The sequence below is a fragment of the Streptomyces sp. NPDC002386 genome (assembly GCF_053593175.1).
The window spans coordinates 895,125-918,401 of sequence record NZ_JBSFBX010000001.1; the positions used below are offsets into that span (position 1 = coordinate 895,125).

Sequence of the window (23,277 nt, forward strand, 5' to 3'; positions counted from 1 at the left end):
CCCGGGCGCGGGGCAGGGGCGGCATTGCCCCCGCGAGCTATCGCGCTGATCACGCCACAAGGCTATCGCTCCTCACCCGGGGGTCGTCATGAGCCGTATGTGTACAAAACCGGGGGGTGAAGTTTGACGTTCTGCACAGGGGTGGGGCGACGGCGAGTGGCGTATCCGGCCACGGGCGCGGTGCGGGCACCGGGCCGCGAGACCGCCGGGCGGGGGTACCGGGTCGCGTCGGGGTGCGGTGGGCCGCACCCTGAAAGCGACGGGCCCTCTTGGCAAGCGCGCCGGGTACGGGCACCTTGCCCAGGACAGCGCCCGTCCCCGTGCAGGGGGGCCGTGCCCGCCCAGGAGGAGCCGACATGCCCGCGAAGATCCTCATCATCACCGGCGACGCCGCGGAGTCCCTGGAGGTCCTCTACCCGTACCAGCGCCTGCGCGAGGAAGGCTACGACGTCCACATCGCGGCTCCCACCCGCAAGACGCTCCGCTTCGTGGTCCACGACTTCGAGCCCGGCTTCGACACCTACACCGAGAAACCCGGTTACACCTGGCCCGCCGACCTGGCCTTCGCCGAGGTCGACCCCGGCCAGTACGCGGCCCTCGTGATCCCCGGCGGCCGCGCTCCCGAGTACCTGCGCAACGATCCCGAGCTGCGCAAGATCCTCAAGGCGTTCTTCGACGCGGACAAGCCGGTCGCGCAGATCTGCCACGGACCTCTGCTCACCGCCGCCGTCGACAGTCTCAGCGGCCGGAGGGTCACCGCCTATCCCGCCCTGGAACTCGACATGCAGGCCGCCGGAGCCCATTTCGAGGACACCGAGACGGTGGTCGACGGCACCCTGGTCTCGGCCCGCGCCTGGCCGGACCACCCGGCCTGGATGCGGGAGTTCCTGACGGTGCTGAGGACCAAGGCCCCGGTGACGTGAGGCCCGCCCGGCCGCGGGCGCGGGGCGCCGGCGCTGCCGGCCGCGCTCACGCGGCTATTCGCTGCGCCTCCGCGACCGCCTCGGCCAGCGTGTCCACCACCGGCACGCCGACTGCCTCCAGGCTGGCCCTGCTGTGCGACCCGCCGGTGTACAGCACCGCCCGGGCCCCCACGTGCCGCGCGGCCACCGCGTCGTCCGCCGCGTCGCCGATCACCACGGTCCGCGCGGCCCGCACCCCGGTCAGCGCCTCCAGGTGCCGCACCATGTGCTCGGCCTTGCTGCCGCCGGACGGTCCGGTGCGCCCGTCCACCCGCACGAAGTGCGCCTCGATGCCGAGGCCCCGCACCAGGGGCACCAGCTCCTCGTGGCCGTACATGCTCAGCAGCGACTGGCTGTTGCCGTCGGACCGCCAGCCGGCGAGCAGCTCGGCCGCGCCCTCGGTGAGGCCGCACCGCACCCGGTGCTCCGTGTAGTACCGGTGGAAGACGCCGTCCATCAGCTCCCACTCGGCGTCCGTGGGCAGCCTTCCGAGCAGCCGCTCGTAGAACTTCGGCACCGGCACGCAGTACAGCGCCCGGTACTGCTCCAGCGTGATCGGCGCCAGCCCCAGCTCGGCGAAGGCCGCGTTCGTCGCCCCGATGATCGCGTCATTGTCGTGGAAGAGGGTTCCGTTCCAGTCCCAGACGATGTGCGCGCTTGCGTGCATCCCCATGGAAAGACCGTACCCGCACCCACTGACAGTCAAGGCGGGGCACCTAGGCCCGGTCCACCAGGCCGGGAATCTCCTGGGTGGCGTACCAGAGCAGCTCGTGGTCCTCGGCCCCGTCGACGACGAACTGCGCGTCGTCGTCCCCGCCGTCGGCCGCCTCCAGCGCCGCCGCGGCCGCCGCCACGTCCTCCTCCGCGTCACCGGCGTCGACGTGCACCGCGGCCGCCTTGGCCAGCGGCACGGCGCCGGTCACCGTCACCTCGCCGAGCGCGGCCGGTCCGGGCCCCTGGCCGGCGTCCGCCGTGACGACACCGTCGGCCACGTCGACGGCGACCACGACCCGGCGCCGGTCGGCACCGGAGTCGCCCGCCAGCAGCCGCAGCGAGGCAAACGCGGCCCGGCCGAGCGCCGCGTACTCCAGCTCCTCGACGTCGTCGGAGACGTACCACTCGCGCAGCGCGGGCGTGACGCCGTAGGCGACGAGGGGGCCGCTCCCCAGCTCACCCGTCTTGTGCGCCTCGGCGAGACCGGGGAGGGTCAGGGGGACGTAGACGCGCATGGCTGGCCGCACTTTCCTGGTCGTCGACGGGCCTTCAGGATACGTGCGCCCGTCCCCTTTCGAGTCCCCGCCCACACCCCCCGCGGCGTCCACGCGGCGCCTCGCACCTCACCCGGTCGCACCGCCTGATCCCGGCATTTCCGGGGGTCCGCGCCACTCGGATAAGTGAACCTCCGCGGCCCCCGCCACGCGCTCCACGTTCCTTGCGATGCCGGCCCCGGCCCCCGTACAAGATCCCCACCAGCGAGTTACCGCCCGGTACGTTCCGGGCCCGCAGAACGGGGACACCCATGAACAAGGTCATGAGCCGCGGCACCGCTCAGCCCCGCCCGCGCCACCGCCCTCCGACCCGCCACGACTCCCGTCGCCCGGGCGGCGCGCCGCCCCGCACGCCGGTCCGCGACCGAGCCGCCACAGCGTCCGTGGCGGCCGCGGCGGGGCCCCGCCCCACCGACCTCTTCGCCGACCGTCTGCTGGCCGTCCTCAGCGGCCAGCGGCCCGTCCACTGGATGCTCCGGCACACCGCGGGACGCGCCTACGACGAGCTCGCCCTGCTGGCCGAGCGGGGACCGCTGCGCACCCGCGGCACCCGTCCCGTCGTCCGCGACATCGGCTACTACGTCCCCCGCGCCGGCGCCCTCGAGGTCTTCGCCCGCATCGCCGCCGGCGACCACCTGCGCGCCATGGCCTTCCGTCTGGAACAGGGCCCGGACCACCGCTGGCGCTGCACGGCCGTGGAACTCGGCCCCAGGCCCCGACAACCCTCGAACGCCTGACCCGCACCACATCGACCGCGCGGCCGCGAGCACCGACCGGCACAGCTGCGGGCATGCGCGCCGCCAGGGGCGGCACGGGTGGGCGATGGGGGTCCCCCCGCTCAAGCGAAGCCGAGAGTGGGGGAGGCACCCTGCGAGCGCGGGTGAGCGAAACGCCCTGCGCCCAGCTCCGGCGCCGGGCACGCAGAAACACCGCCCGGCCTCAGGCACGCGGACACGCGGTTACACGGACACACGGACACGCGGACACAAACCGAAGGGGCCAGGCTCCCGAAGGAACCTGGCCCCAAGTAACCGGCTGAAGCCCCGGCAGGACTACTTCTTGCGACGCCGGCCGCCGCCCTTGGCCTGCCGACGCCGCTCCGCCCGCGTCAGCCCGTCGGACTCGGAACGAACGGGCTCGTCGTCCTCGAGGTCCCGCTCCAGGATGCCGCCCTCACCGTCCACGGTGGGCGCGGAGAAGTGCAGATCCCGCCGCTGCGGAACGTCCAGTCCCTTGGCCCGGATCTCCGGACGCGCGCCCGCCTGGGCCGGCACATGGTCCTGGACACCCTCGACGGCCGGCTCGGCCTCCTCGACCGGCACCTCCTCGACCTGCTGCTCGACCTGGACCTCCAGGTTGAACAGGTAGCCGACGGACTCCTCCTTGATGCCCTCCATCATGGCGGTGAACATGTCGAAGCCCTCGCGCTGGTACTCGACCAGGGGGTCCTTCTGCGCCATCGCGCGCAGGCCGATGCCCTCCTGGAGGTAGTCCATCTCGTAGAGGTGCTCGCGCCACTTGCGGTCGAGGACCGACAGCACGACCCGCCGCTCCAGCTCACGCATGATCTCGGAGCCGAGCTGCGTCTCACGGGACGCGTACTGATCGTGGATGTCGTCCTTGATGGACTCGGAGATGAACTCGGCGGTCAGACCGGCCCGGTCACCCGCCGCGTCCTCCAGCTCCTCGACGGTGATCTTCACCGGGTACAGCTGCTTGAAGGCGCCCCACAGCCGGTCCAGGTCCCAGTCCTCGGGGAAGCCCTCGGCGGTCTCCGCGGCGACGTACGCGTCGATCGTGTCGTCCATGAAGTGCTGGATCTGCTCCTGCAGGTCCTCGCCCTCCAGGACGCGGCGGCGCTCGCCGTAGATGACCTCGCGCTGCCGGTTGAGCACCTCGTCGTACTTCAGGACGTTCTTACGGGTCTCGAAGTTCTGCTGCTCGACCTGCGACTGCGCGGACGCGATCGCGCGCGTCACCATCTTGTTCTCGATCGGCACGTCGTCCGGCACGTTCGCCATCGACATCACGCGCTCGACCATCTGGGCCTTGAACAGGCGCATCAGGTCGTCACCGAGGGAGAGGTAGAAGCGGGACTCGCCGGGGTCGCCCTGACGGCCGGAACGGCCGCGCAGCTGGTTGTCGATACGGCGCGACTCGTGCCGCTCGGTGCCCAGCACGTACAGGCCGCCGAGGTCCTCGACCTCTTCCTTCTCGGCCCTGACCGCCTGCTCGGCCTTCTCCAGGGCGGCGGGCAGCGCGTGCGCCCACTCCTCGATGTGCTCCTCGGGGTCGAGGCCGCGCTGCCGCAGCTCCGCCTCGGCGAGGTCCTCGGGGTTGCCGCCGAGCTTGATGTCCGTACCGCGGCCGGCCATGTTGGTGGCCACGGTCACGGCGCCCCGGCGGCCGGCCTGGGCGACGATCGACGCCTCACGCTCGTGGTGCTTGGCGTTCAGCACCTCGTGCTGGATGCCGCGCTTGCTGAGCTGCTGGGAGAGGTACTCCGACTTCTCGACGGACGTCGTGCCGACGAGGATCGGCTGGCCCTTCTCGTGCTTCTCGGCGATGTCGTCGACGACCGCCTCGAACTTGGCCACCTCGGTGCGGTAGATCAGGTCGGACTGGTCCTTGCGGACCATCGGCTTGTTGGTCGGGATCGGGACGACGCCGAGCTTGTAGATCTGGTGGAACTCGGCGGCCTCGGTCATCGCCGTACCGGTCATGCCGGAGAGCTTGTTGTAGAGGCGGAAGAAGTTCTGCAGGGTGATCGTGGCGAGCGTCTGGTTCTCGTCCTTGATGTCCACCCCTTCCTTCGCCTCGATCGCCTGGTGCATGCCCTCGTTGTAGCGGCGGCCGGCGAGGATACGGCCGGTGTGCTCGTCGACGATCATGACTTCGCCGTCGATGACGACGTAGTCCTTGTCCTTCTTGAAGAGTTCCTTGGCCTTGATGGCGTTGTTCAGGTAGCCCACGAGCGGGGTGTTCACCGACTCGTAGAGGTTGTCGATGCCCAGCCAGTCCTCGACCTTGCTGACACCGGACTCGTGGATGGCGACCGTGCGCTTCTTCTCGTCGACGTCGTAGTCGCCGGTCTCCTCCATGCCCTTGAGCGGGTTGCCCGCCTCGCCGCGCTTGAGGCGCATGACGAGCTTGGCGAAGTCGCCGTACCACTTGGTGGCCTGGTCGGCCGGGCCGGAGATGATCAGCGGCGTACGGGCCTCGTCGACGAGGATGGAGTCGACCTCGTCGACGATGGCGAAGTTGTGACCGCGCTGGACGAGCTCGTCCTGGGACCACGCCATGTTGTCGCGCAGGTAGTCGAAGCCGAACTCGTTGTTCGTGCCGTAGGTGATGTCGCACGCGTACTGCTCGCGGCGCTGGGCCGGCGTCATGTTGGCGAGGATGCAGCCGACCTCGAGACCGAGGAACTTGTGGACGCGGCCCATCATCTCGGAGTCGCGCTCGGCCAGGTAGTCGTTGACCGTGATGAGGTGGACGCCCTCGCCGGACAGGGCGTTCAGGTAGGCGGGCAGCGTGCCGACGAGGGTCTTGCCCTCACCGGTCTTCATCTCCGCCACATAGCCGAGGTGGAGCGCGGCGCCGCCCATCAGCTGCACGTCGTAGTGCCGCTGGCCGAGGACGCGCTTGGCCGCCTCGCGGACGGTGGCGAACGCCTCCGGGAGGAGGTCGTCCAGGCTCTCACCATCGGCGTACCGCTGCTTGTACTCCTCGGTGAGGCCACGCAGCTCGGCGTCGGAGAGGTCGACGAAGTCCTCTTCGATGGAGTTGACCTGGTCCGCGATGCGGTGCAGCTTGCGCAGGATCTTGCCTTCGCCTGCACGCATGATCTTCGAGAGGACGGACACGGGGGCTGGTCTCCTTGCCGGTCGGGCCTGGGACGGTCGGGTTTCCTTGTGACGTACTGAGCAACGGCCATCGTATGCGAGGACCCGGCTGCGCCGGGAGGCCTGGCGGCGCGACGGCTGCTTCACCCTGGACAACGGACGGCCACCGCCGATAGTGCCGCTCCGCGGCAGGGATTTGCGCGAAATGTGATCACCCGCTCACGCACGGCGAAAAGCCCTGGCGCGGCGCATGCCGCCCGCTGAGAATCGGCCGATGGAACCCGTCACGCTCACCACCGACCGTCTCCTGCTGCGCAGTGTCGGTCCCGACGACACCGAGGCGGTGTACCGGGCCGCGCAGGATCCGGTCATGCAGCGCTGGATCTCGCAGTTCCCCTCGCCGTACCTGCGTGAGCACGCCGAGGCTTTCACCGGGCAGATGGTGCCCGACGGCTGGGCCCGCGACTCGACGTACACCTTCGGCCTCTTCCTCCCCGGAGAAGAGCTGACGGGCATGCTGGGCATCACGATGCGCGCGCTGGGCGTCGGCGAGGTCGGGTTCTGGGCCGTACGGGAGCACCGCGGCCGCGGATACGTCACCGAGGCCACGCTCGCCGCCGCCCGCTGGGCCTTCACCACCCTGTCCGTCGACCGTCTGGAGTGGCGCGCGGAGGTCGGCAACGCGGCATCGCGCGCGGTGGCCGAACGCGCCGGCTTCACGGTCGAGGGCACCCTGCGCTCGGGCGTCAACAACAAGGGGGTGCGCCGTGACTGCTGGGTCGGCTCCCTGCTCCCCTCGGACCTGGGCCTGCCGTCCACGGCGCCGTACCTGCCCGCCCGCGGCTGACCGCGCTCCGGCGAAACCGCAGCTCACGACCTGTTGTCAGTGGCGGCCTCTATCGTCCGGTCCATGACGACCCCGCCGCGCCCCGCCACCTCCCTCACCGCGGACGACGCCCGCCGTATCGCCCTGCGGGCCCAGGGCTTCCTCGGCGCGCCCGACCGGCGCGCCGGAGTCCGCGGGGTGCTCCGCCACCTCGGCGCGGTGCAGCTCGACACCATCTCGGTGCTCGCCCGTTCGCACGAACTGATCCCGTACGCGCGCCTGGGCGCGGTCGGCCGCCGGACCGTGGAGGCGGCCTACTGGAAGGCACCCGCGACGGGCGAGGCGGGCGCCCCGCACGCCTTCGAGTACTGGTCGCACGCCGCGTGCATCCTCCCGGTCGAGGAGTGGCCCCACTTCGCGTTCCGCCGGCGCGCCTACCGCAACCGCCCGCACTGGAACCACCAGTTGCCCGAGGGTGTCTACGACCAGGTCGTCAAGCAGCTGCGCGCGGAGGGCCCGCTCACCGCCACGGAGCTGGGCGGCGCGAAGAAGACCAGCGACTGGTGGGACTGGTCCGGCACCAAGGTCGCGGTGGAACGCGCCCTGATGTACGGCGAGGTGGTGTGCGTCGAGCGCCGCGGCTGGAAGCGGGTGTACGACCTGGCCGAACGGGCGATCCCGGACGCGCTGTTGCACGACGGGCTGGACGACACCGAGTGCGTGCGCCGTCTGGTCCGGCTGGCCGGTGAGGCGCTGGGCGTCGGCACGCGCGCGGACATCGCCGACTACCACCGTCTCAAGGGCGAGCAGGTCGACGCGGTGATCGCCGACTCGGGTCTGGTGCCGGTCGAGGTGGCGGGCTGGTCCAAGCCGGCCTGGGCGGATCCGGCCGCTCTCGCCACGCCGCCGCGCGGACGGCACCGCACCACCCTGCTCTCCCCGTTCGATTCGCTGATCTGGGAGCGTGCGCGCACGGAGCGGATCTTCGGCTTCACCCACCGCCTGGAGGCCTACGTCCCCAAGCAGAAGCGGGTCCACGGCTACTTCGCGATGCCGGTGCTGGCGGGCGGGCGGCTGGTCGGCCGTGTCGACCCGGCCCGCGAGGGGCGCACGCTGGTGGCCCGGCAGGTCACCCTGGACGGGGCGAGGGCGGTCCCGGCGGTGGCCCAGGCGCTGGTCGAGGCCGCGAGCTGGGTGGGCTGCGAGGACGTCCGGGTGGAGCGCGTGGACGCGCCCGAGCTGCGTGAGCCCCTCTCCCGGGAGCTCGCCGTCCTGCTCGGCTGAGGCCGTCTAGCGGATCTCGAGGATCTTCTCCCGCATCGCGTAGACCACGGCTTCCATCCGGGAGTGCAGCTGGAGCTTCTCCAGGATGTTGCGCACGTGGTTCTTCACGGTGTTCTCGGAGATGAACAGCTGCTTGGCGATGTCGCGGTTGTTCATCCCGGTGGCGACGAGCTTGAGGACCTCCAGCTCACGGTCGGTCAGCCGCGGCGCCGGCACCAGCCGGCGTTCGTCGGTGCGCTGGATCATCGACTTGAACTCGGTGAGGAGCTTGGAGGCCATGGACGGGCTGATCTGCGACTGGCCGTCGGCCACCGCGCGGATGGCGGTGGCCACCTCGTCCGTCGAGATCTCCTTGAGGAGATATCCGGTCGCGCCCGCCTTGATCGCTTCGTAGAGGTCGGCCTCCTCGTCGCTGATCGTCAGCATGATGATCTTCGCGCTGGGAGCGACCTCCTTGATGGAGGTGCAGGCCTCGATCCCGCCGCGCTTGGGCATCCGCACGTCCATCAGCACGATGTCGGGGAGCAGATCCGCGGCCTTGTCCACGGCCTCGGCGCCGTCGCCCGCCTCACCGACGACCTGGATGTCCTCCTCGGCCGCGAGCACGATCTCCAGGCCACGGCGGAAGAGGGCGTGGTCGTCCACCACCAGGACTCTGATCGGTTCCTTGCGTGGAGCGTCCGTGTCCTGGTCCGTTCCGATGACACCGTCGCGGGCGTCCGCGTCTCGCATCGGTCCGAAGGTGTCCGCCATCGTTCCTCCCCCTGAAGGCTGTGGCCTGTGGTCCTGTGCCATCGCCAACCCAAGGCAGCGGCCCACCGGTTGGGCCGGTGCGGCCATGATTCCATGCCCGGACGTCACCGAGGGGACGACCGGGGCGCCCAGTGGGCGCACACCGGTGCCCCTGGGGGCGCACGCGCGCTTCCAGGGGCACCGGCTCAGCTTGTGCCGGGTGGATCAGCCACCCAGCGTGCCGCCCGCCGCGGGCGGTTGGGCCTCAGCCACCATCGGGTCCGTGCTGAGGTGGATGACGCCGTAGTCGTAGGCGTGTCGCCGGTAGACGACGCTCGGCTCCTTCGTCTCGGAGTCGACGAACAAGTAGAAGTCGTGGCCGACCAGTTCCATCTCGTAGAGGGCCTGGTCGAGGCTCATCGGGGAGGCGACGTGGGTCTTCTCGCGGACGACGAGGGGGCCTTCGCCCTTGACCTCGAGCGAGCCGATCTTCTTCGTCGGCACTCCGTCCGTGTCTTCCTCATGGACGGGCATGCCGTTGCCGTTGAGCGTCGCCGCGCCCGGGACGTGGTCGGCGACCTCGGCCGCCGGGATGCGGCGCGCGCCACGGCGCGAGAACCGCTTGTCGTGCTGCTTGCGCAGCCTCGCGTCCAGTTTCTCCGCCGCCAGATCGAGTGCCGCATAGGGGTCACTGGCCGCTGCCTCCGCCCGGATCACCGGACCACGGGAGCGGAGCGTGATCTCCACTCGGTCGCAGCGGTCGGCCTGACGAGGGTTGGGCTCCTTGGACACCTCGACGTCGAGGCTGATCACCTTGCCATCGAGCTTCTGGATCTTCTCCAGCTTCAGCTTCTCGGCCACGTGCTTGCGGAACCGCTCGGGCACCTCGGTCTTGCGGCCCTTGACGACGATGTCCACGCAGAACTCCGTTCCCGGATCGCTCCGCTCCATCGGCGGAGCATCTCCCTTTTGCACCAGGTCCCGGTGAGCACCGGAACCTCGGACTCGGTGACTTCCACCTCCTCCTCCCCCATGGGCAAGATCTCCACCCAACCGGCGCGGGTCAATGCGAAAACCCGCTGCACGGCATTCCGATTGAAGAGGTGTGGCCTGCGCCTTTCCTCACAACCGAACATATCTCGCCCGGACGGATGTCGTCACCCTCTACTGCGGCGTACCTCCGTTCAGGTGAATTAACCCCGTTACTACCTGCAACGATGCAACTTCGCGGTCAGTTCCTGCTTATTCCGAAAGAATCCTGAGGAGCGGCGATCACGGCTGCCCGGAGCGTCTCTCCGGCGGCGTTCCGCACCGCATTTTCCGGTGCACCATGCACCCATTGCCCCTTCTCCGGTCGTGCTCCGATCCGTCGTTCCTCCCTTCCTTCCCGGGTTGCGGCCGCGTACACAGCGGTTGCGCCATCGCGGTGGATTACGGCCACCTCCCGCAGGGCCCGCGCCGCCTCCGCGAGACTCGCTCCGGTCGTGACCAGGTCGTCGACGAGCACCAACCGGCCTCCGGACAGCAGCGGCGCCCCGCCCGCCGCGACCTCCAGTGCGCCCGCGAGGTTCTCCAGGCGCCCGCGCGCGTCGAGTCGCGACTGGTCCGCCACCGCCCGCCGCTGCCGCAGCACGGCGGCGACCCGGGCCGGTGTCCCCGACCGTCGCAGCTCCCCGGCGGCCGCGAGCGCCATCCGCCGCACCGGATCGTGCCCCCGTGCCCGCACGGCCCAGCGGGCGGAGGGCACGGGCACGAGCAGCACGGTCCCCGGCCGGCGCCGTACCGACGGCCCGGCGCGGGGACCGGCCGGTCCGAGACCCGCGCGCACGACGTCCGCCAGAGCGGCGCCCAGGACTCCCGCGAGCGCCAGCGCGCCCCGTTCCTTGTGGGCGAGGAGCAACTCCCGTACCGCTCCCCCGTAGGGCGCGGCCGCGTGCACCACGGGCAGCCCGGGCGGCTCCGGCAGCGGCCGCACCCGGCGTGGCGAGGCCGCCTCCAGGACGGCCCGGCAGCGCGCGCACAGCGGCGTACGAGGTGCCCCGCAGCCCGCGCACTCGGTCGGCAGCACCAGGTCGGTGAGGTCCCGCCACCACCCCCGCATGCGTCCACTGTGACGAGGTCCCGGAGGCTCCGCCACCCCTGTGGACGACGCCCTGTGGACAACCCGGGCCGGCCAGGACCGGCCCGGGCCCGGCGCCCCTGTCAGCCCGGGTAGACCGGCGCCGTACCGTCCTTGTCCACCTTCTGCCACTGCGCCCCCGCCGGCAGCCGCACGACCCCGTCGTCCTCCGAGTAGGCCACCAGCGGCACCCGCTCGTCCTCGGACGCGGCGATCGCCATCACACCGGACAGCGCGGCCGGCGCGGGCCCGTCCAGAGTGGAGCCGTCGACCTGCACGTACCGCATCTGGTGCACCCCGCCCTGTTCGAGGCCGACGGCGACCAGCCGGCTGTCCCCCGCCCAGGACATGGCGGTGATCTGTTCCAGGTCGGGCGCGGCGGGGCGCAGTTCGACGACCGCGGGGCTCTCCCCGGAGTCCTCGTCGCGCGCGATCCGGCCGATGAGCAGCGACTGCTTGCCGTCCTTCTCCACGACCAGCGCGACCCGCGCCCCGTCGGCGGCCACCCGCACGTCCCTGATCAGCCCGGGCAGCCCGGGGACGGTGACCCGGACGGGTTTGCCGACGCCCTGGTCCACGACGTACAGCTTGGGATCGCGCGGGTCCCGGTCGGCCACCCACAGGTTGCCGCCCGCGTCCCAGCTCGGCGTGGTGAGCCGGTCGTCCACGCCCACTCCCTGGCTGCTGACCACCGGGCCCCCGAGCGAACCGTCCGGCTCCAGCGAGGACACGTACAGGTTCCTGCCGTCGGCCCCGATCCCGGCGACGGTGCGCTCGTCCCGCGAGACGGCCATCGATTGCAGCTGCCGCTCGCCCTGGCCCAGCGGGCCGGGCACCGGCAGGGCGGTGGTCCCGGTGCTGCCGGCGCTGCCGGTGGGCAGCCGCACCAGCCGGTGCTTGCCGTCGAGGAAGTACAGGTTGTCGGGGCGTTGTGCCGAGGCGTGCCAGGCGGCCGCCTCGGCCCCCTCCTCGTTCAGTTCGCACAGCCGGTGGCCGCCGGGCCCCTCCAGCTCGACCGACTCCAGCGTCGGCGTCAGGTTCCGCAGGGTGAAGAGGAGCTGGGTCGCCATCTCCGTGCACCGGGCGGACCCGACCCGGGAGGCCTTGGCGTTCAGCGGCACCGTCAGCCTGTTCTGATCGTCCGGGACGAGCCCCGACACGCCCTTCCGCAGCGCCGTACCGGTCGGGAAGCTGGACCTGACCACCGGCCTGAGCCAACTGGTGGGCCCGGCCACCAGGGACCGGACCACCTGGGTCATCGGGTCCACCTTGCTGCGGACGAACACCGGGTCGGCGACCGCGACCGGCTGCCCGGTCGTCCTGACCGTCGTGCTGGAGGCGAAGTAGTACTTACTGACCGACGTGTAGTTGCGCTGGAAGTCCGTCTTGCCCATGACGACGCCCTGGGGCAGCGAGTCGATGCGCCACTGCCCGCTCTTGGCGTCCTTCGCGAGGTGCACCCGGTTGCGGTAGGACCCGTCGGCGGGCGCGTAGGCCTGCTGTGCGTCGACGGTGGCGACCCGGGTGCCCGCGAGGACGTAGGTCAGCGTGTCGGGCGCCTCCCGGCCGGCCGGCTGGTGGTCGGGCACGACGCTCGGCCCGTTCGCCAGGACCGTGGCCGACCGCTCCGGCCGCCAGGTGCGCGCGGCGTCGGCCGTCAGGTACTTGCGCGCGGTGTCGTACTGCGGCTCGTCACTGGTCAGGGCCTCGAGGAAACCCTGCATGATCTCGCTGGGCTCGGCGTCCTCGGCGGGCGGCATGGCGAACACGCGGACGGCGGTGTCCTGCCGCGGCGTGGACTCGACGTCCCGCAGGTCCCCGCTGTCGGGCATCGACGCGCATCCGGACAGCAGAACGGCCCCGCAGACTGCGTAGGCCACCGCGCGTCCCGGACGGTGCCGGGCGCCCCCCTCGCGGTCATCGCCCACGAAATGCCTCCCCTGGCTCGGTCGCGTCCTCGGGTCCGGCCGGTTCCGGACGGCCCGCGTCTGTGTCGGCGGCCCGCTGCGGGCCACGCCTGTCCTCGGGACGCCGTGCGCCGCCGGCCGGCCGGGGCACCACGCGCGCGCCGTTGCCGTTGCCGGGCAGCGCGCTCGGGTCGACCGCGGGCGTCACCGTGGCGAGGCCCGAGGCACGCGCGGGCAGCGGTGGCACCTGGCCGCCGCCCGGCTGCACCGGAACGGTCGCCCGCTTCTCCTCGCTCCCGCGGGACAGGCCCGCGTCGTCGAGTCCGCGGTTGCGCCGCGAGTCCTTCGGCTCCAGCGGTATCGGCGAGCCCCGCAGGGGTTCGTCCGCGGTGCGCGGCAGCGTCAGCCGGAACTGGGAGCCGCCGCCCGGCTCGCCCCAGGCCTGCAGCCAGCCGCCGTGCAGACGCGCGTCCTCCAGGGCGATCGACAGGCCGAGGCCGGTACCGCCGGTGGTACGCGCGCGTGCCGGGTCGGCGCGCCAGAAGCGGCTGAAGACCCGGGTCGCCTCACCGGGCTTGAGGCCCACGCCGTAGTCGCGCACCGCGACGGCGACGGCGCCGCCCGCGGCGGCCAGCCGGACGACGACGTCCCTGCCCTCGCCGTGCTCGACGGCGTTGACGACGAGGTTGCGCAGGACGCGCTCCACCCGCCGGGCGTCGGCCTCGGCGACGACGGGCTGCTGGTCGCCCTTCACGCGGATGCGGGTGCCCTTGCGCTCGGCGAGCGGCTCGGCACCGCCGACCACCCGGCGCACCACGTCCCGCAGGTCTATCGGCTCGGCCTCCAGCGCCGCCGCACCCGCGTCGAAGCGGCTGATCTCCAGCAGGTCCGCGAGCAGCGACTCGAACCGGTCGAGCTGGTCGGCGAGCAGCTCGGCCGACCGGGCGGTCACCGGGTCGAAGTCCTCCCGCGCCTCGTGGATGACGTCGGCCGCCATCCGCACGGTCGTCAGCGGTGTGCGCAGCTCGTGCGAGACGTCGGAGACGAACCGCCGCTGCATCCGCGACAGGTCCTCCATCTGCTGGATCTTCACCTGCAGGTTCTGCGCCATCTTGTTGAAGGCCTCGCCGAGGCGGGCGATGTCGTCCTCGCCGGTGACCTTCATCCGCTCCTGCAGCCGCCCCGCGGACAGCCGCTCCGCGATCCCGGCCGCCATCCGCACCGGCGTGACCACCTGTCGCACCACCAGCCAGGCGATCGCCCCGAGGAGTACGACGACGAAGAGTCCCGCGGTCGCGAGCGTGCCCTTGACCAGGCTCAGGGACTTCTCCTCCTGCGTGAGCGGGAAGAGGTAGTACAGCTCGTAGGGGCGCCCGTTGGGGTCGTTGACCTGCTTGCCGATGACCAGCGCCGGCTGGGACTCCTTGGCTGTGGAGTAGACGATCCGGGTGTAGCTCTGGGCGGCCGTCGTACTGCTGTTGACGCGGTCGCGCAGCTCGGCGGGCACGCTGGAGGACGGGTTGACGTACCCGGAGCCACGCGGGCTGCGCCCGCCTCCGCTGTCGTCGCCCACGGGCAGCGTCACGACGTCGAACGCGCCGGCGCCGCCGCTGGCCAGGGACTCCACGAGGTCGCTCATCCACTGGATGACGTTCTGGGACTGCCGTCCGTCGGTGGTCTCGGTGTCGTCACCGGACACCGGGGCCGTGCCGGTGCCTCCGGCGGCCTCGTCCGCCTTCTGCTTGGCCACGGCGAATCCGCCGCCGGCCTGGCTCTGCGACGCCTTGACCTTGGCGTCCAGCAGACCGTTGCGCACCTGCCCGATGACGACGAAGCCCAGCAGCAGGACGACGCCCAGCGACATCAGCAGGGTCGTGGCGACGACCCTGAGCTGGATGTTGCGTCGCCACAGCCGCATGACGGGCAGCAGCGGACGTCGTATCCAGCGCATGAACAGACGGAGCACCGGGCTGCCCTGGACCCCGCCCTGCAGCAACCCGCCCTCGAAGAGGCGCCCCCAGCGCGAACCCGCCGTCCCACGGCCGACAGGCCGCTCCGGACGGGCCCCGGAGCGGCCGGGGGCCGAAGCGGCACTGTCCTCGGACATGTCAGCTCGGTCCGGCCTTGTATCCGACACCACGGACGGTCACCACGATCTCCGGCCGCTCCGGGTCCTTCTCGACCTTGGAGCGCAGCCGCTGGACGTGCACGTTGACGAGCCGCGTGTCCGCGGCGTGCCGGTAGCCCCACACCTGCTCGAGCAGCACCTCGCGGGTGAACACCTGCCACGGCTTGCGGGCGAGCGCGACCAGCAGATCGAACTCCAGCGGGGTCAGCGCGATCGACTGCCCCTCGCGCTTCACCGAGTGCCCGGCGACGTCGATCACCAGGTCACCGATGGTGAGCTGCTCCGGCGCCGGCTCCTCCGACCTCCGCAGGCGCGCCCGGATGCGGGCCACCAGCTCCTTCGGCTTGAACGGCTTCACGATGTAGTCGTCGGCGCCCGACTCCAGGCCCACCACGACGTCCACGGTGTCGCTCTTGGCCGTGAGCATCACGATCGGCACGCCGGACTCGGCCCGGATCAGGCGGCACACCTCGATGCCGTCCCGGCCGGGCAGCATCAGGTCGAGCAGCACCAGGTCGGGCTTGGACTCACGGAAAGCGGCCAGTGCCTTGTCGCCGTCGGCTACGAAAGACGGCTCAAAACCTTCACCACGCAGCACAATGCCGAGCATCTCGGCCAGTGCGGTGTCGTCGTCGACGACAAGGACTCGTCCCTTCATAAACGACATCATCCCATTCTCGTAACGACGACAGAGGCGCAGGTGAGGCAGCTCACTGGCCTGTGACGATAGTCGTACCGAGCCGTCACTGTCTGCCCCCGGCGCCGCCAGGCCCGCCGATCACGCCTTCGCCGGGGCCTCCCGCGCCCCGCGGCCCCTCCGAACGCGGCCCCTCCGCCCTGCGGCGTGGCGCGGGCGGAGGGCCGCCGCCGTGGTCGCTCCGCCTCTCAGCCGGACGTCACCTGGGACGACCGGGCGCACAGATCCGCGAGCGCCTCCGCCGTCACGGGGGAGACCACGCCCTCCTCGGTGACGATCGCCGTCACCAGCTCGGGCGGTGTCACGTCGAACGCCGGGTTGTACGCCTGGGTTCCCAGGGGCGCCACCGCGATACCGCCGCCGGCCCCGGCCACCGGCATCTGCGGGGCCAGGACGTCGGTCACCTCGTACCCGGGGCGCTGCTCGACCTCGATGGACGCCCCGTCCGGAGTGCCGGGGTCCACCGTCGTCACCGGCGCCACCACGATGAAGGGAACGTGGTGGTACCGGGCGAGCACCGCGAGCGGATAGCTCCCCACCTTGTTGGCCACCGAGCCGTCGGCCGCGATCCGGTCCGCGCCGACCAGCACCGCGTCCACCTCACCCGCCGCGAACAGCGACCCCGCCGCGTTGTCGGTGAGCAGCGTGTACGCCATGCCGCGGCGCGCCGCCTCGTACGCCGTCAGGCGCGCGCCCTGCAGCAGCGGACGCGTCTCGTCCACCCACAGCCGGCGCAGCCGCCCCTCCCGGTGCGCGGCGAGGGCCACCGCGAACGCCGTCCCCTCCCCGCCCGAGACCAGCGACCCGGTGTTGCAGTGGGTCAGGACGCGGTGCCCGCCGCCCGGCAGCAGCTCGTCCAGCAGCGCCAGCCCGTGCACCGCCATCCGCCCGCTGGCCTCGGCGTCCTCCTGGTGCACGGTCCGCGCAGCGGCCAGCGCCGCCACCGCGGCCGCCGTCGGGTCACCGGTGCCGGCGAGCGCCTCGCGATGAGCGGCCGCCGCCCTGTGCACCCCGAGGGAGAGGTTCACGGCGGTGGGCCGGGCGCTCTCCAGCGCCGCCGCGGCCTCCTCGACGTCGAACCCCCGCGCGGCGGCGAGCGCGACACCGTACGCCCCGGCGATGCCCAGCAGTGGTGCCCCGCGCACGGCGAGCGAGCGGATCGCCTCCACCAGCGCCGGAGCGTCCGTGCACACCAGCTCGACCTCCTCGGCCGGCAGCCTCGTCTGGTCGAGGAGGACCAGCACGGGGCCTTCAGGCGGTTCCTCCCATCGGATCGCAGGTATCTCGGCCGGCCGCTTGTCCTCGCCGGATTGCGCGTACTGATCAGCCATGCGGTCAGTCTGCCCCGGAACCGGCGGACAATTGAAGGAGTCCAGCGCCTACCGCGGCAGGTCATCCGATGACCACCCCATGGCACGATGTCTGCCAACCTGCCGCCGCGTCCGCGGACGGGCACCGTGAAGGAGCTTCGATGACTGACACTCCGGGCTGGGCCTCGCCCGGATCCGCCCCGTCGTCCGACGGGCGCGAACCCGGCGCGTCCGGCCCCGCCGAACCCGCCGACCGCCCTGGCCCCGCCGAGCCCACCGGGCCCGCCGCGCAGCCGGGCCCGGACGCGCAGGCGCCCGGCGCGAAGTGGTCCGACGAGCAGCCCCCGCCCGGCCAGTGGTCCGCGCCCACGGGCGCGCCGAGCCCCGGCCAGGCACCGCCGCCCCCGCCGCCCGGCACGGGCTGGGGCGGCGGCCCGTCCGGCGGCCCCGGGGGAGGCCCCTACGGCGGCCCGCCCGGCGGATACGGCGGTCACGGCGCCCCCGGCGGATACGGCGCGCCCTGGGGCGGCGGCTGGGGCGGCCCTCCGCCCGCCGCCAAGCCCGGCGTGATCCCGCTGCGCCCGCTCGGCGTCGGCGAGATCCTCGACGGCGCCGTCTCCACCATGCGCACCTACTGGCGCACCGTCCTCGGCATCTCGCTGACGGTCGCGGTGGTCACCCAGCTCGGCCTGATCCTGCTGCAGGGCCTCCTGCTGAACGACAACGAGACCACCGGCACCCTCAGCGACCCGCGCTCCTCCGGGAGCGAGATACTCCGGGCCCTCGGCACGGTCATGGCCGGCACCTCCGTCGTGGTCGTGATCTCCGTCATCGGCTCCATCGTGGCGACCGCCCTGCTGACGACCGTCACCAGCCGTGCCGTCCTCGGCAAGCCGGTCAGCGCCGGCGAGGCCTGGCGGGACGCCCGCCCGCAGGTGCCCGGGCTGTTCGGTCTCCTCCTGCTGCTCGGCCTCATCTCCGTGGGCCTGATGCTCGGCGGCGCGCTGCCCGGCATCCTCGTCCTCGTTCTCGGCGGGAACGAGGGCGCCGGTGTCGCCCTGCTCGTCCTCGGCATGCTGGCCGCCCTCGTCGTCGCGATCTGGCTGACGGTCCGCTTCTCCCTCGCCTCCCCCGCGCTGATGCTGGAGCGGCAGGGCATCGTGAAGTCCATGAGCCGCTCCGCGAAGCTGGTCCGCGGCTCCTGGTGGCGCGTCGTGGGCATCCAGATGCTCGCCGGGCTCATCGCCAACATCGTCTCGTCGCTCGTCGTGATCCCCTTCAGCCTCCTCGCCGGTGCCGTCGGCGGCGACGGCATGGCGACCTTCTTCACCACCGGCGCCCAGAACGCCGGCTGGACCTTCCTGATCATCAGCGGCATCGGCTCGGTGATCGGCGCCATGATCACGCTGCCGATCAGCGCGGGCGTCACCGTGCTGCTGTACATCGACCAGCGCATCCGCCGCGAGGCCCTCGACCTGGAACTGGCCCGGGCCGCCGGTGTCCAGGGGAACGGCGCCCCCGCCCCCGGCCCCGTACCGGGGAGCTGATGCGGTGAACCCGACGGGGGGAGTCCTCACGGCGGCCCCGGCCCTGCCGGGCGCCGCCGGATCGGCCGTACGCGGCCTGCTGGGCGTCTCCGCCCGCGTCGGCGTCCTGGCGGCCGGCGGCTCGGGCGACGAGCCACCGGTCACCATCCCGCGCGACCCGGCGCGGGAGGCCGCCCGCCGCGAGCTGTCGAAGCGGATGTACCACGAGAACGACCCCGGCCTGATCCAGCGGGCCCTCAACGCCTTCTGGGACTGGGTCGGCGGTCTGCTGGAGACCGCGGCGTCCGCGACGCCCGGCGGCGCGCTCGGCCTCCTCGTCGTCGTCCTGGTCGTCGTGGCCGTCCTGGCCGCCCTGTGGTGGCGGCTGGGTACCCCGCGCCGCACCCCCGTCTCCACCGCCACCCTGTTCGACGACCGCCCCCGCAGCGCCGCCGAACACCGGGCGGCCGGTGAGGCCCACGCCGCCCAGGGCCACTGGAACCACGCCGTCCAGGAGCGCATGCGGGCCATCGTCCGCTCCCTGGAGGAACGCGCCCTGCTCGACGTGCGTCCCGGCCGCACCGCCGACGAAGCCGCCGCCGAGGCCGGCCGCGCCCTGCCCGCGCACACGGACCGGCTGCGCGCCGCCGCCCGGGAGTTCGACGACGTCACCTACGGCGGGCGCCGGTCCGACGAGCAGGCGTACCTGCGCATCGCCGAACTCGACCGCGACCTCGAACGCAGCCGGCCCGACCTCGCGGACAGCGCCACCGGCACGGCCCACGGCACCCGCCGGGGGGCCGCCGAATGAGCACCGAGGCCACGCTGCCGGCCACCACTTCCACATCGCCCACCGCCCGCCAGGTCTGGACCCGCTCACGGGGCATCGCACTCGCCGTGGTGCTGCTCCTGATCGCGGGCGTGGCGATCGCCGCCGTCCGCTCCCAGGCCCGGCACGGCGCACTCGACCCGCGCTCGGCCGACCCCTACGGCAGCCGGGCCGTCGCGGAACTCCTCGCCGACCGGGGCGTCACCACGCGCGTCGTCACCACGCTCGGCGCCGCACGCGCCGCGGCCGGACCGGACACCACGCTCCTGGTCGCCGTACCCGACCTGATGACCCACCGCCAGCAGACCCGGCTGCACTCCGCCACCGCGGCCTCCGGCGGACGCACCGTCCTCGTCGCGGCCGGCGGCTGGTCCGTCGAACGCCTCGTACCCGGGGTCACCGCGGACCCCGCCACCAGCCCGGGATCGACGCTCGCCCCCCGCTGCGCCCTACCCGAGGCCCGGCGCGCGGGCAGCGCCGACACCGGGGGCATCCGCTACACCACCACCCACCTCGACGCCGACTCCTGCTACCCCAGCGAACGCCTCGCCACCCTGCTCCGCGTCCCGGCCTCCGGCGGCGGCGACACCGTGGTGCTCGGCGCGCCCGACATCCTCTACAACAAGCGCCTCGACGAGCAGGGGAACGCCTCGCTAGCCCTGCAGCTCCTCGGCTCCCGTGCCCAGCTGGTCTGGTACCTCCCCTCGCTCGCCGACGGCTCGACCGCCGACTCGGGCGAGCGCAAGAACTTCCTCGACCTGCTTCCGTCCGGCTGGCTCTGGGGCACTCTGCAGCTCTTCATCGCCGCGGTGCTCGCGGCCTTCTGGCGGGCACGGCGGTTCGGCCCGCTCGTGCCCGAGAAACTGCCGGTCGCCATCCGCGCCTCCGAGACCGCCGAAGGCCGCGCCCGCCTCTACCGCAGGGCCAACGCCCGCGACCGCGCGGCCGCAGCTCTCCGCTCCGCCACCCGCACGCGTCTCGCCCCGCTCGTCGGCGTCCCCGCCGCCCAGGCGCACGCCCCCGAGGCCCTGCTCCCGGCCCTGTCCGCCCATCTCCACGGCGACGGACAGAACCTGCAACCGCTCCTCTTCGGGCCGCCGCCCGGCGACGACGCCGCCCTCGTCGCACTCACCGACCAACTCGACGCCCTCGAAAGAGAGGTTCGCCGTCCATGATGGACCCGACCACCGACAACGCCGGGACCACCGGGAACCCGGACGCGGCCCGAGCCTCCCTGGAAGCCCTGCGCGCCGAGATCGCCAAAGCCGTGGTCGGCCAGGACCCCGCCGTCACCGGCCTCGTCGTCGCCCTCCTGTGCCGCGGACACGTTCTGCTGGAGGGAGTCCCCGGGGTCGCCAAGACGCTGCTCGTCCGCGCACTCGCGTCCGCGCTCGAACTCGACACGAAGCGCGTCCAGTTCACCCCCGACCTGATGCCGAGCGACGTCACCGGCTCCCTCGTCTACGACACGCGGACCGCCGAGTTCTCCTTCCAGCCCGGCCCGGTCTTCACGAACCTGCTGCTCGCGGACGAGATCAACCGCACCCCGCCCAAGACCCAGTCCTCCCTGCTGGAAGCCATGGAGGAACGCCAGGTGACGGTAGACGGCACACCGCGCCCGCTCCCCGACCCGTTCCTCGTCGCCGCGACCCAGAACCCGGTGGAGTACGAGGGCACCTACCCCCTCCCAGAGGCCCAGCTGGACCGCTTCCTCCTGAAGCTGACCATCCCGCTGCCCTCCCGCCAGGACGAGATCGACGTCCTGACCCGCCACGCCTCCGGCTTCAACCCCCGTGACCTGCGCGCCGCCGGCGTACGCCCGGTGGCCGGCCCGGCCGATCTGGAAGCCGCGCGCGCCGCGGTCGCCAAGACCAGCATCTCCCCCGAGATCACCGCCTACGTGGTGGACATCTGCCGCGCCACCCGCGAGTCGCCCTCCCTCACCCTCGGCGTCTCCCCGCGCGGCGCGACCGCCCTGCTGGCCACCTCGCGCGCCTGGGCCTGGCTGACCGGCCGCGACTACGTCACCCCGGACGACGTCAAGGCTCTCGCCCTGCCCACCCTGCGCCACCGGATCCAGCTCCGGCCCGAGGCCGAGATGGAGGGCGTGACCGCCGACTCCGTCATCAACGCCATCCTCGCCCACGTCCCGGTCCCCCGCTGATGGCACCGACCGGACGCGCCGCTCTCCTGGCGGCCCTCGGCTCCATCCCCGTCGGCGTCCTGGAGCCGGGCTGGGCGGGCGTCCTCGCCGTCAACGGATCCGTCGCCCTGGCCTGCGCCTGCGACTTCGCCCTCGCGGCTCCCGTACGACGGCTCGGCCTGTCCCGCTCCGGCGACACCACCGCACGTCTGGGCGAGACCGCCGATGTCACCCTGACCGTCACCAACCCGAGCCGCCGCACCCTGCGCGCCCAGTTGCGGGACGCGTGGCCGCCCAGCAGCTGGCAGCCCGGCACCGAGGGCGCGGGCTCACGGCACCGGGTCACCGTCCCGGCCGGCGAACGCCGACGCGTGACGACCCGGCTGCGCCCCACCCGGCGCGGCGACCGCCGGGCCGACCGCGTCACCATCCGCTCCTACGGTCCCCTCGGCCTCTTCGCCCGCCAGGGCACGCACAAGGTGCCCTGGACGGTGCGGGTCCTGCCTCCGTTCACCAGCCGCAAGCACCTTCCGTCCAAACTCGCCCGGCTGCGCGAGCTCGACGGCCGTACGAGCGTGCTGACCCGCGGCGAGGGCACCGAGTTCGACAGTCTGCGGGAGTACGTCCCCGGTGACGACACCCGCTCGATCGACTGGCGTGCCACCGCGCGGCAGTCCTCGGTCGCGGTACGCACCTGGCGACCCGAGCGCGACCGTCACATCCTTCTGGTCCTCGACACCGGCCGCACGTCGGCGGGTCGCGTCGGTGACGCTCCCCGCCTGGACGCCTCGATGGACGCGGCCCTGCTTCTGGCGGCCCTCGCCTCCCGAGCCGGCGACCGCGTCGAGCTGCTGGCCTACGACCGCCGGGTCCGGGCCCGGGTCCAGGGCCGCGCCGCCGGCGACATCCTGCCGTCCCTGGTCAACACGTTGGCCATGCTGGAACCGGAACTCGTGGAAACGGACGCACGCGGCCTGACCGCGACGGCTTTGCGTACGGCCCCGCGCCGCTCCCTGATCGTGCTGCTCACGACGCTCGACGCCGCCCCCGTGGAGCAGGGCCTGCTGCCCGTGCTGCCCCAGCTCACCCAGCGCCACACGGTCCTCGTGGCCTCGGTCGCCGATCCTCACATCGCGACAATGGCGCAGGCACGAGGGAACACGGAGGCGGTGTACGAGGCCGCTGCCGGGGCGCAGGCACAGTCCGAACGCCGGCGCACGGCCGAGCAGTTGCGGCGGCACGGCGTGACGGTCGTGGACGAGACTCCTGACGATCTGGCACCGGCACTGGCGGACGCCTACCTGGCTCTCAAGGCAGCCGGCCGGCTCTGAGCCACGCAAATTCCCGGTCCCCTCAGGGGACCTGAAAAAGCCCGGAACGCAGAAAACCCCCGCATCTTTCGATGCGGGGGTTTTCCCAATGATAGTTCGGCGGCGTCCTACTCTCCCACAGGGTCCCCCCTGCAGTACCATCGGCGCTGTGAGGCTTAGCTTCCGGGTTCGGAATGTAACCGGGCGTTTCCCTCACGCTATGACCACCGAAACACTATGAAACTGACAACCGTCCACGCTGTGGCAACGTGGGGCCGTTCGTGGTTTCAGAACCAACACAGTGGACGCGAGCAACTGAGGACAAGCCCTCGGCCTATTAGTACCGGTCACCTTCACACGTTACCGTGCTTCCAGATCCGGCCTATCAACC

The 23,277-nt window shown here is 72.4% G+C and carries 19 protein-coding genes and 2 rRNA genes; 9 read left to right on the plus strand and 12 right to left on the minus strand.

What is annotated here, in order from left to right; translation table 11 throughout:
• Positions 1-356: 356 nt before the first annotated feature.
• Positions 357-923, plus strand: a complete 567-nt coding sequence (locus ACWCPN_RS04000) for a DJ-1/PfpI family protein (RefSeq protein WP_199210766.1) — start codon at positions 357-359, stop codon at positions 921-923.
• Positions 924-969: 46 nt separating this feature from the next.
• Here ACWCPN_RS04000 and ACWCPN_RS04005 read toward each other — a convergent pair whose 3' ends face one another.
• Together ACWCPN_RS04005 and ACWCPN_RS04010 are read right to left on the minus strand one after the other, a co-directional pair.
• Positions 970-1,635 (minus strand): HAD family hydrolase, encoded by a 666-nt coding sequence (locus tag ACWCPN_RS04005; RefSeq protein ID WP_199210767.1) that lies wholly within the window; start codon positions 1,633-1,635, stop codon positions 970-972.
• Positions 1,636-1,678: 43 nt separating this feature from the next.
• Positions 1,679-2,191: a DUF6912 family protein gene (locus tag ACWCPN_RS04010; protein WP_451202238.1), complete on the minus strand. Its 513-nt coding sequence runs from the start codon at positions 2,189-2,191 to the stop codon at positions 1,679-1,681.
• A gap of 290 nt (positions 2,192-2,481) precedes the next feature.
• Here ACWCPN_RS04010 and ACWCPN_RS04015 point away from each other — a divergent pair, with 290 nt between their 5' ends.
• Positions 2,482-2,967 (plus strand): Rv3235 family protein, encoded by a 486-nt coding sequence (locus ACWCPN_RS04015; RefSeq protein ID WP_451202239.1) that lies wholly within the window; start codon positions 2,482-2,484, stop codon positions 2,965-2,967.
• 315 nt (positions 2,968-3,282) lie between these two features.
• Here the strand turns inward: ACWCPN_RS04015 and secA are convergent, their stop codons facing one another.
• Positions 3,283-6,096, minus strand: coding sequence for a preprotein translocase subunit SecA (gene secA / locus ACWCPN_RS04020; protein ID WP_199210770.1), 2,814 nt, complete (start codon positions 6,094-6,096; stop codon positions 3,283-3,285).
• Between the two features lie 253 nt (positions 6,097-6,349).
• Between secA and ACWCPN_RS04025 the strand changes: the two genes are divergently transcribed.
• Both ACWCPN_RS04025 and ACWCPN_RS04030 read left to right on the plus strand, forming a co-directional pair.
• Positions 6,350-6,922, plus strand: coding sequence for a GNAT family N-acetyltransferase (locus ACWCPN_RS04025; protein ID WP_451202241.1), 573 nt, complete (start codon positions 6,350-6,352; stop codon positions 6,920-6,922).
• A gap of 63 nt (positions 6,923-6,985) precedes the next feature.
• Positions 6,986-8,185, plus strand: a complete 1,200-nt coding sequence (locus ACWCPN_RS04030; RefSeq protein WP_451202243.1) for a winged helix-turn-helix domain-containing protein — start codon at positions 6,986-6,988, stop codon at positions 8,183-8,185.
• A 6-nt stretch (positions 8,186-8,191) separates the two neighbouring features.
• On the opposite strand, the gene ACWCPN_RS04035 is transcribed toward ACWCPN_RS04030, so the two are convergent.
• The 7 genes from ACWCPN_RS04035 to mtnA form a co-directional block, all read right to left on the minus strand.
• Positions 8,192-8,938, minus strand: a complete 747-nt coding sequence (locus ACWCPN_RS04035; RefSeq protein WP_199210773.1) for a response regulator — start codon at positions 8,936-8,938, stop codon at positions 8,192-8,194.
• A 204-nt stretch (positions 8,939-9,142) separates the two neighbouring features.
• A complete protein-coding gene (hpf, locus tag ACWCPN_RS04040) occupies positions 9,143-9,835 on the minus strand; it encodes a ribosome hibernation-promoting factor, HPF/YfiA family (RefSeq protein ID WP_143638300.1) in 693 nt (230 codons plus the stop codon).
• Positions 9,836-10,148: 313 nt separating this feature from the next.
• Complete coding sequence (locus tag ACWCPN_RS04045) at positions 10,149-11,018, minus strand: ComF family protein (protein WP_451202245.1); 870 nt, start codon at positions 11,016-11,018, stop codon at positions 10,149-10,151.
• Between the two features lie 101 nt (positions 11,019-11,119).
• Positions 11,120-12,964: an LpqB family beta-propeller domain-containing protein gene (locus ACWCPN_RS04050; protein ID WP_451202247.1), complete on the minus strand. Its 1,845-nt coding sequence runs from the start codon at positions 12,962-12,964 to the stop codon at positions 11,120-11,122.
• The gene (gene mtrB / locus ACWCPN_RS04055) at positions 12,954-15,050 is read right to left on the minus strand and encodes an MtrAB system histidine kinase MtrB (protein ID WP_451202248.1); all 2,097 of its coding nucleotides are present in this window, start codon (positions 15,048-15,050) and stop codon (positions 12,954-12,956) included. The genes ACWCPN_RS04050 and mtrB overlap by 11 nt, the downstream gene beginning before the upstream one ends.
• A gap of 1 nt (position 15,051) precedes the next feature.
• Entirely contained in the window at positions 15,052-15,741 is a 690-nt protein-coding gene (gene mtrA / locus ACWCPN_RS04060) for a two-component system response regulator MtrA (RefSeq protein ID WP_199210776.1), read from the minus strand.
• A gap of 215 nt (positions 15,742-15,956) precedes the next feature.
• Positions 15,957-17,099: an S-methyl-5-thioribose-1-phosphate isomerase gene (gene mtnA / locus ACWCPN_RS04065; protein ID WP_451202250.1), complete on the minus strand. Its 1,143-nt coding sequence runs from the start codon at positions 17,097-17,099 to the stop codon at positions 15,957-15,959.
• Positions 17,100-17,239: 140 nt separating this feature from the next.
• Here mtnA and ACWCPN_RS04070 point away from each other — a divergent pair, with 140 nt between their 5' ends.
• From ACWCPN_RS04070 to ACWCPN_RS04090, 5 genes are read left to right on the plus strand one after another with little or no spacing between them, the layout of a single operon-like run.
• On the plus strand, positions 17,240-18,625 hold the full coding sequence (locus ACWCPN_RS04070) for a DUF7544 domain-containing protein (RefSeq protein WP_451202251.1): 1,386 nt from the start codon (positions 17,240-17,242) through the stop codon (positions 18,623-18,625).
• Between the two features lie 4 nt (positions 18,626-18,629).
• Positions 18,630-19,415, plus strand: coding sequence for a DUF4129 domain-containing protein (locus ACWCPN_RS04075; RefSeq protein WP_451202252.1), 786 nt, complete (start codon positions 18,630-18,632; stop codon positions 19,413-19,415).
• A complete protein-coding gene (locus ACWCPN_RS04080; protein WP_451202254.1) occupies positions 19,412-20,608 on the plus strand; it encodes a DUF4350 domain-containing protein in 1,197 nt (398 codons plus the stop codon). Before ACWCPN_RS04075 ends, ACWCPN_RS04080 begins: the two co-directional genes overlap by 4 nt.
• On the plus strand, positions 20,608-21,597 hold the full coding sequence (locus tag ACWCPN_RS04085; protein ID WP_392401685.1) for an AAA family ATPase: 990 nt from the start codon (positions 20,608-20,610) through the stop codon (positions 21,595-21,597). Before ACWCPN_RS04080 ends, ACWCPN_RS04085 begins: the two co-directional genes overlap by 1 nt.
• The gene (locus ACWCPN_RS04090) at positions 21,597-22,907 is read left to right on the plus strand and encodes a DUF58 domain-containing protein (protein WP_451202255.1); all 1,311 of its coding nucleotides are present in this window, start codon (positions 21,597-21,599) and stop codon (positions 22,905-22,907) included. The genes ACWCPN_RS04085 and ACWCPN_RS04090 overlap by 1 nt, the downstream gene beginning before the upstream one ends.
• Positions 22,908-23,001: 94 nt before the next feature.
• Here the strand turns inward: ACWCPN_RS04090 and rrf are convergent.
• Positions 23,002-23,118, minus strand: a 5S ribosomal RNA gene (gene rrf / locus ACWCPN_RS04095).
• A gap of 85 nt (positions 23,119-23,203) precedes the next feature.
• Positions 23,204-23,277: ribosomal RNA gene (locus ACWCPN_RS04100) — 23S ribosomal RNA — on the minus strand; the annotation flags it as partial.

Coding starts and splice junctions, on each gene's coding strand:
- ACWCPN_RS04000 (WP_199210766.1), top strand. CDS start 357: ATGCCCGCGAAGATCCTCATCATCACCGGCGACGCCGCGGAGTCCCTG.
- ACWCPN_RS04005 (WP_199210767.1), bottom strand. CDS start 1,635: ATGGGGATGCACGCAAGCGCGCACATCGTCTGGGACTGGAACGGAACC.
- ACWCPN_RS04010 (WP_451202238.1), bottom strand. CDS start 2,191: ATGCGCGTCTACGTCCCCCTGACCCTCCCCGGTCTCGCCGAGGCGCAC.
- ACWCPN_RS04015 (WP_451202239.1), top strand. CDS start 2,482: ATGAACAAGGTCATGAGCCGCGGCACCGCTCAGCCCCGCCCGCGCCAC.
- ACWCPN_RS04025 (WP_451202241.1), top strand. CDS start 6,350: ATGGAACCCGTCACGCTCACCACCGACCGTCTCCTGCTGCGCAGTGTC.
- ACWCPN_RS04030 (WP_451202243.1), top strand. CDS start 6,986: ATGACGACCCCGCCGCGCCCCGCCACCTCCCTCACCGCGGACGACGCC.
- ACWCPN_RS04035 (WP_199210773.1), bottom strand. CDS start 8,938: ATGGCGGACACCTTCGGACCGATGCGAGACGCGGACGCCCGCGACGGT.
- ACWCPN_RS04045 (WP_451202245.1), bottom strand. CDS start 11,018: ATGCGGGGGTGGTGGCGGGACCTCACCGACCTGGTGCTGCCGACCGAG.
- mtrB (WP_451202248.1), bottom strand. CDS start 15,050: ATGTCCGAGGACAGTGCCGCTTCGGCCCCCGGCCGCTCCGGGGCCCGT.
- mtrA (WP_199210776.1), bottom strand. CDS start 15,741: ATGATGTCGTTTATGAAGGGACGAGTCCTTGTCGTCGACGACGACACC.
- mtnA (WP_451202250.1), bottom strand. CDS start 17,099: ATGGCTGATCAGTACGCGCAATCCGGCGAGGACAAGCGGCCGGCCGAG.
- ACWCPN_RS04070 (WP_451202251.1), top strand. CDS start 17,240: ATGACTGACACTCCGGGCTGGGCCTCGCCCGGATCCGCCCCGTCGTCC.
- ACWCPN_RS04080 (WP_451202254.1), top strand. CDS start 19,412: ATGAGCACCGAGGCCACGCTGCCGGCCACCACTTCCACATCGCCCACC.
- ACWCPN_RS04085 (WP_392401685.1), top strand. CDS start 20,608: ATGGACCCGACCACCGACAACGCCGGGACCACCGGGAACCCGGACGCG.
- ACWCPN_RS04090 (WP_451202255.1), top strand. CDS start 21,597: ATGGCACCGACCGGACGCGCCGCTCTCCTGGCGGCCCTCGGCTCCATC.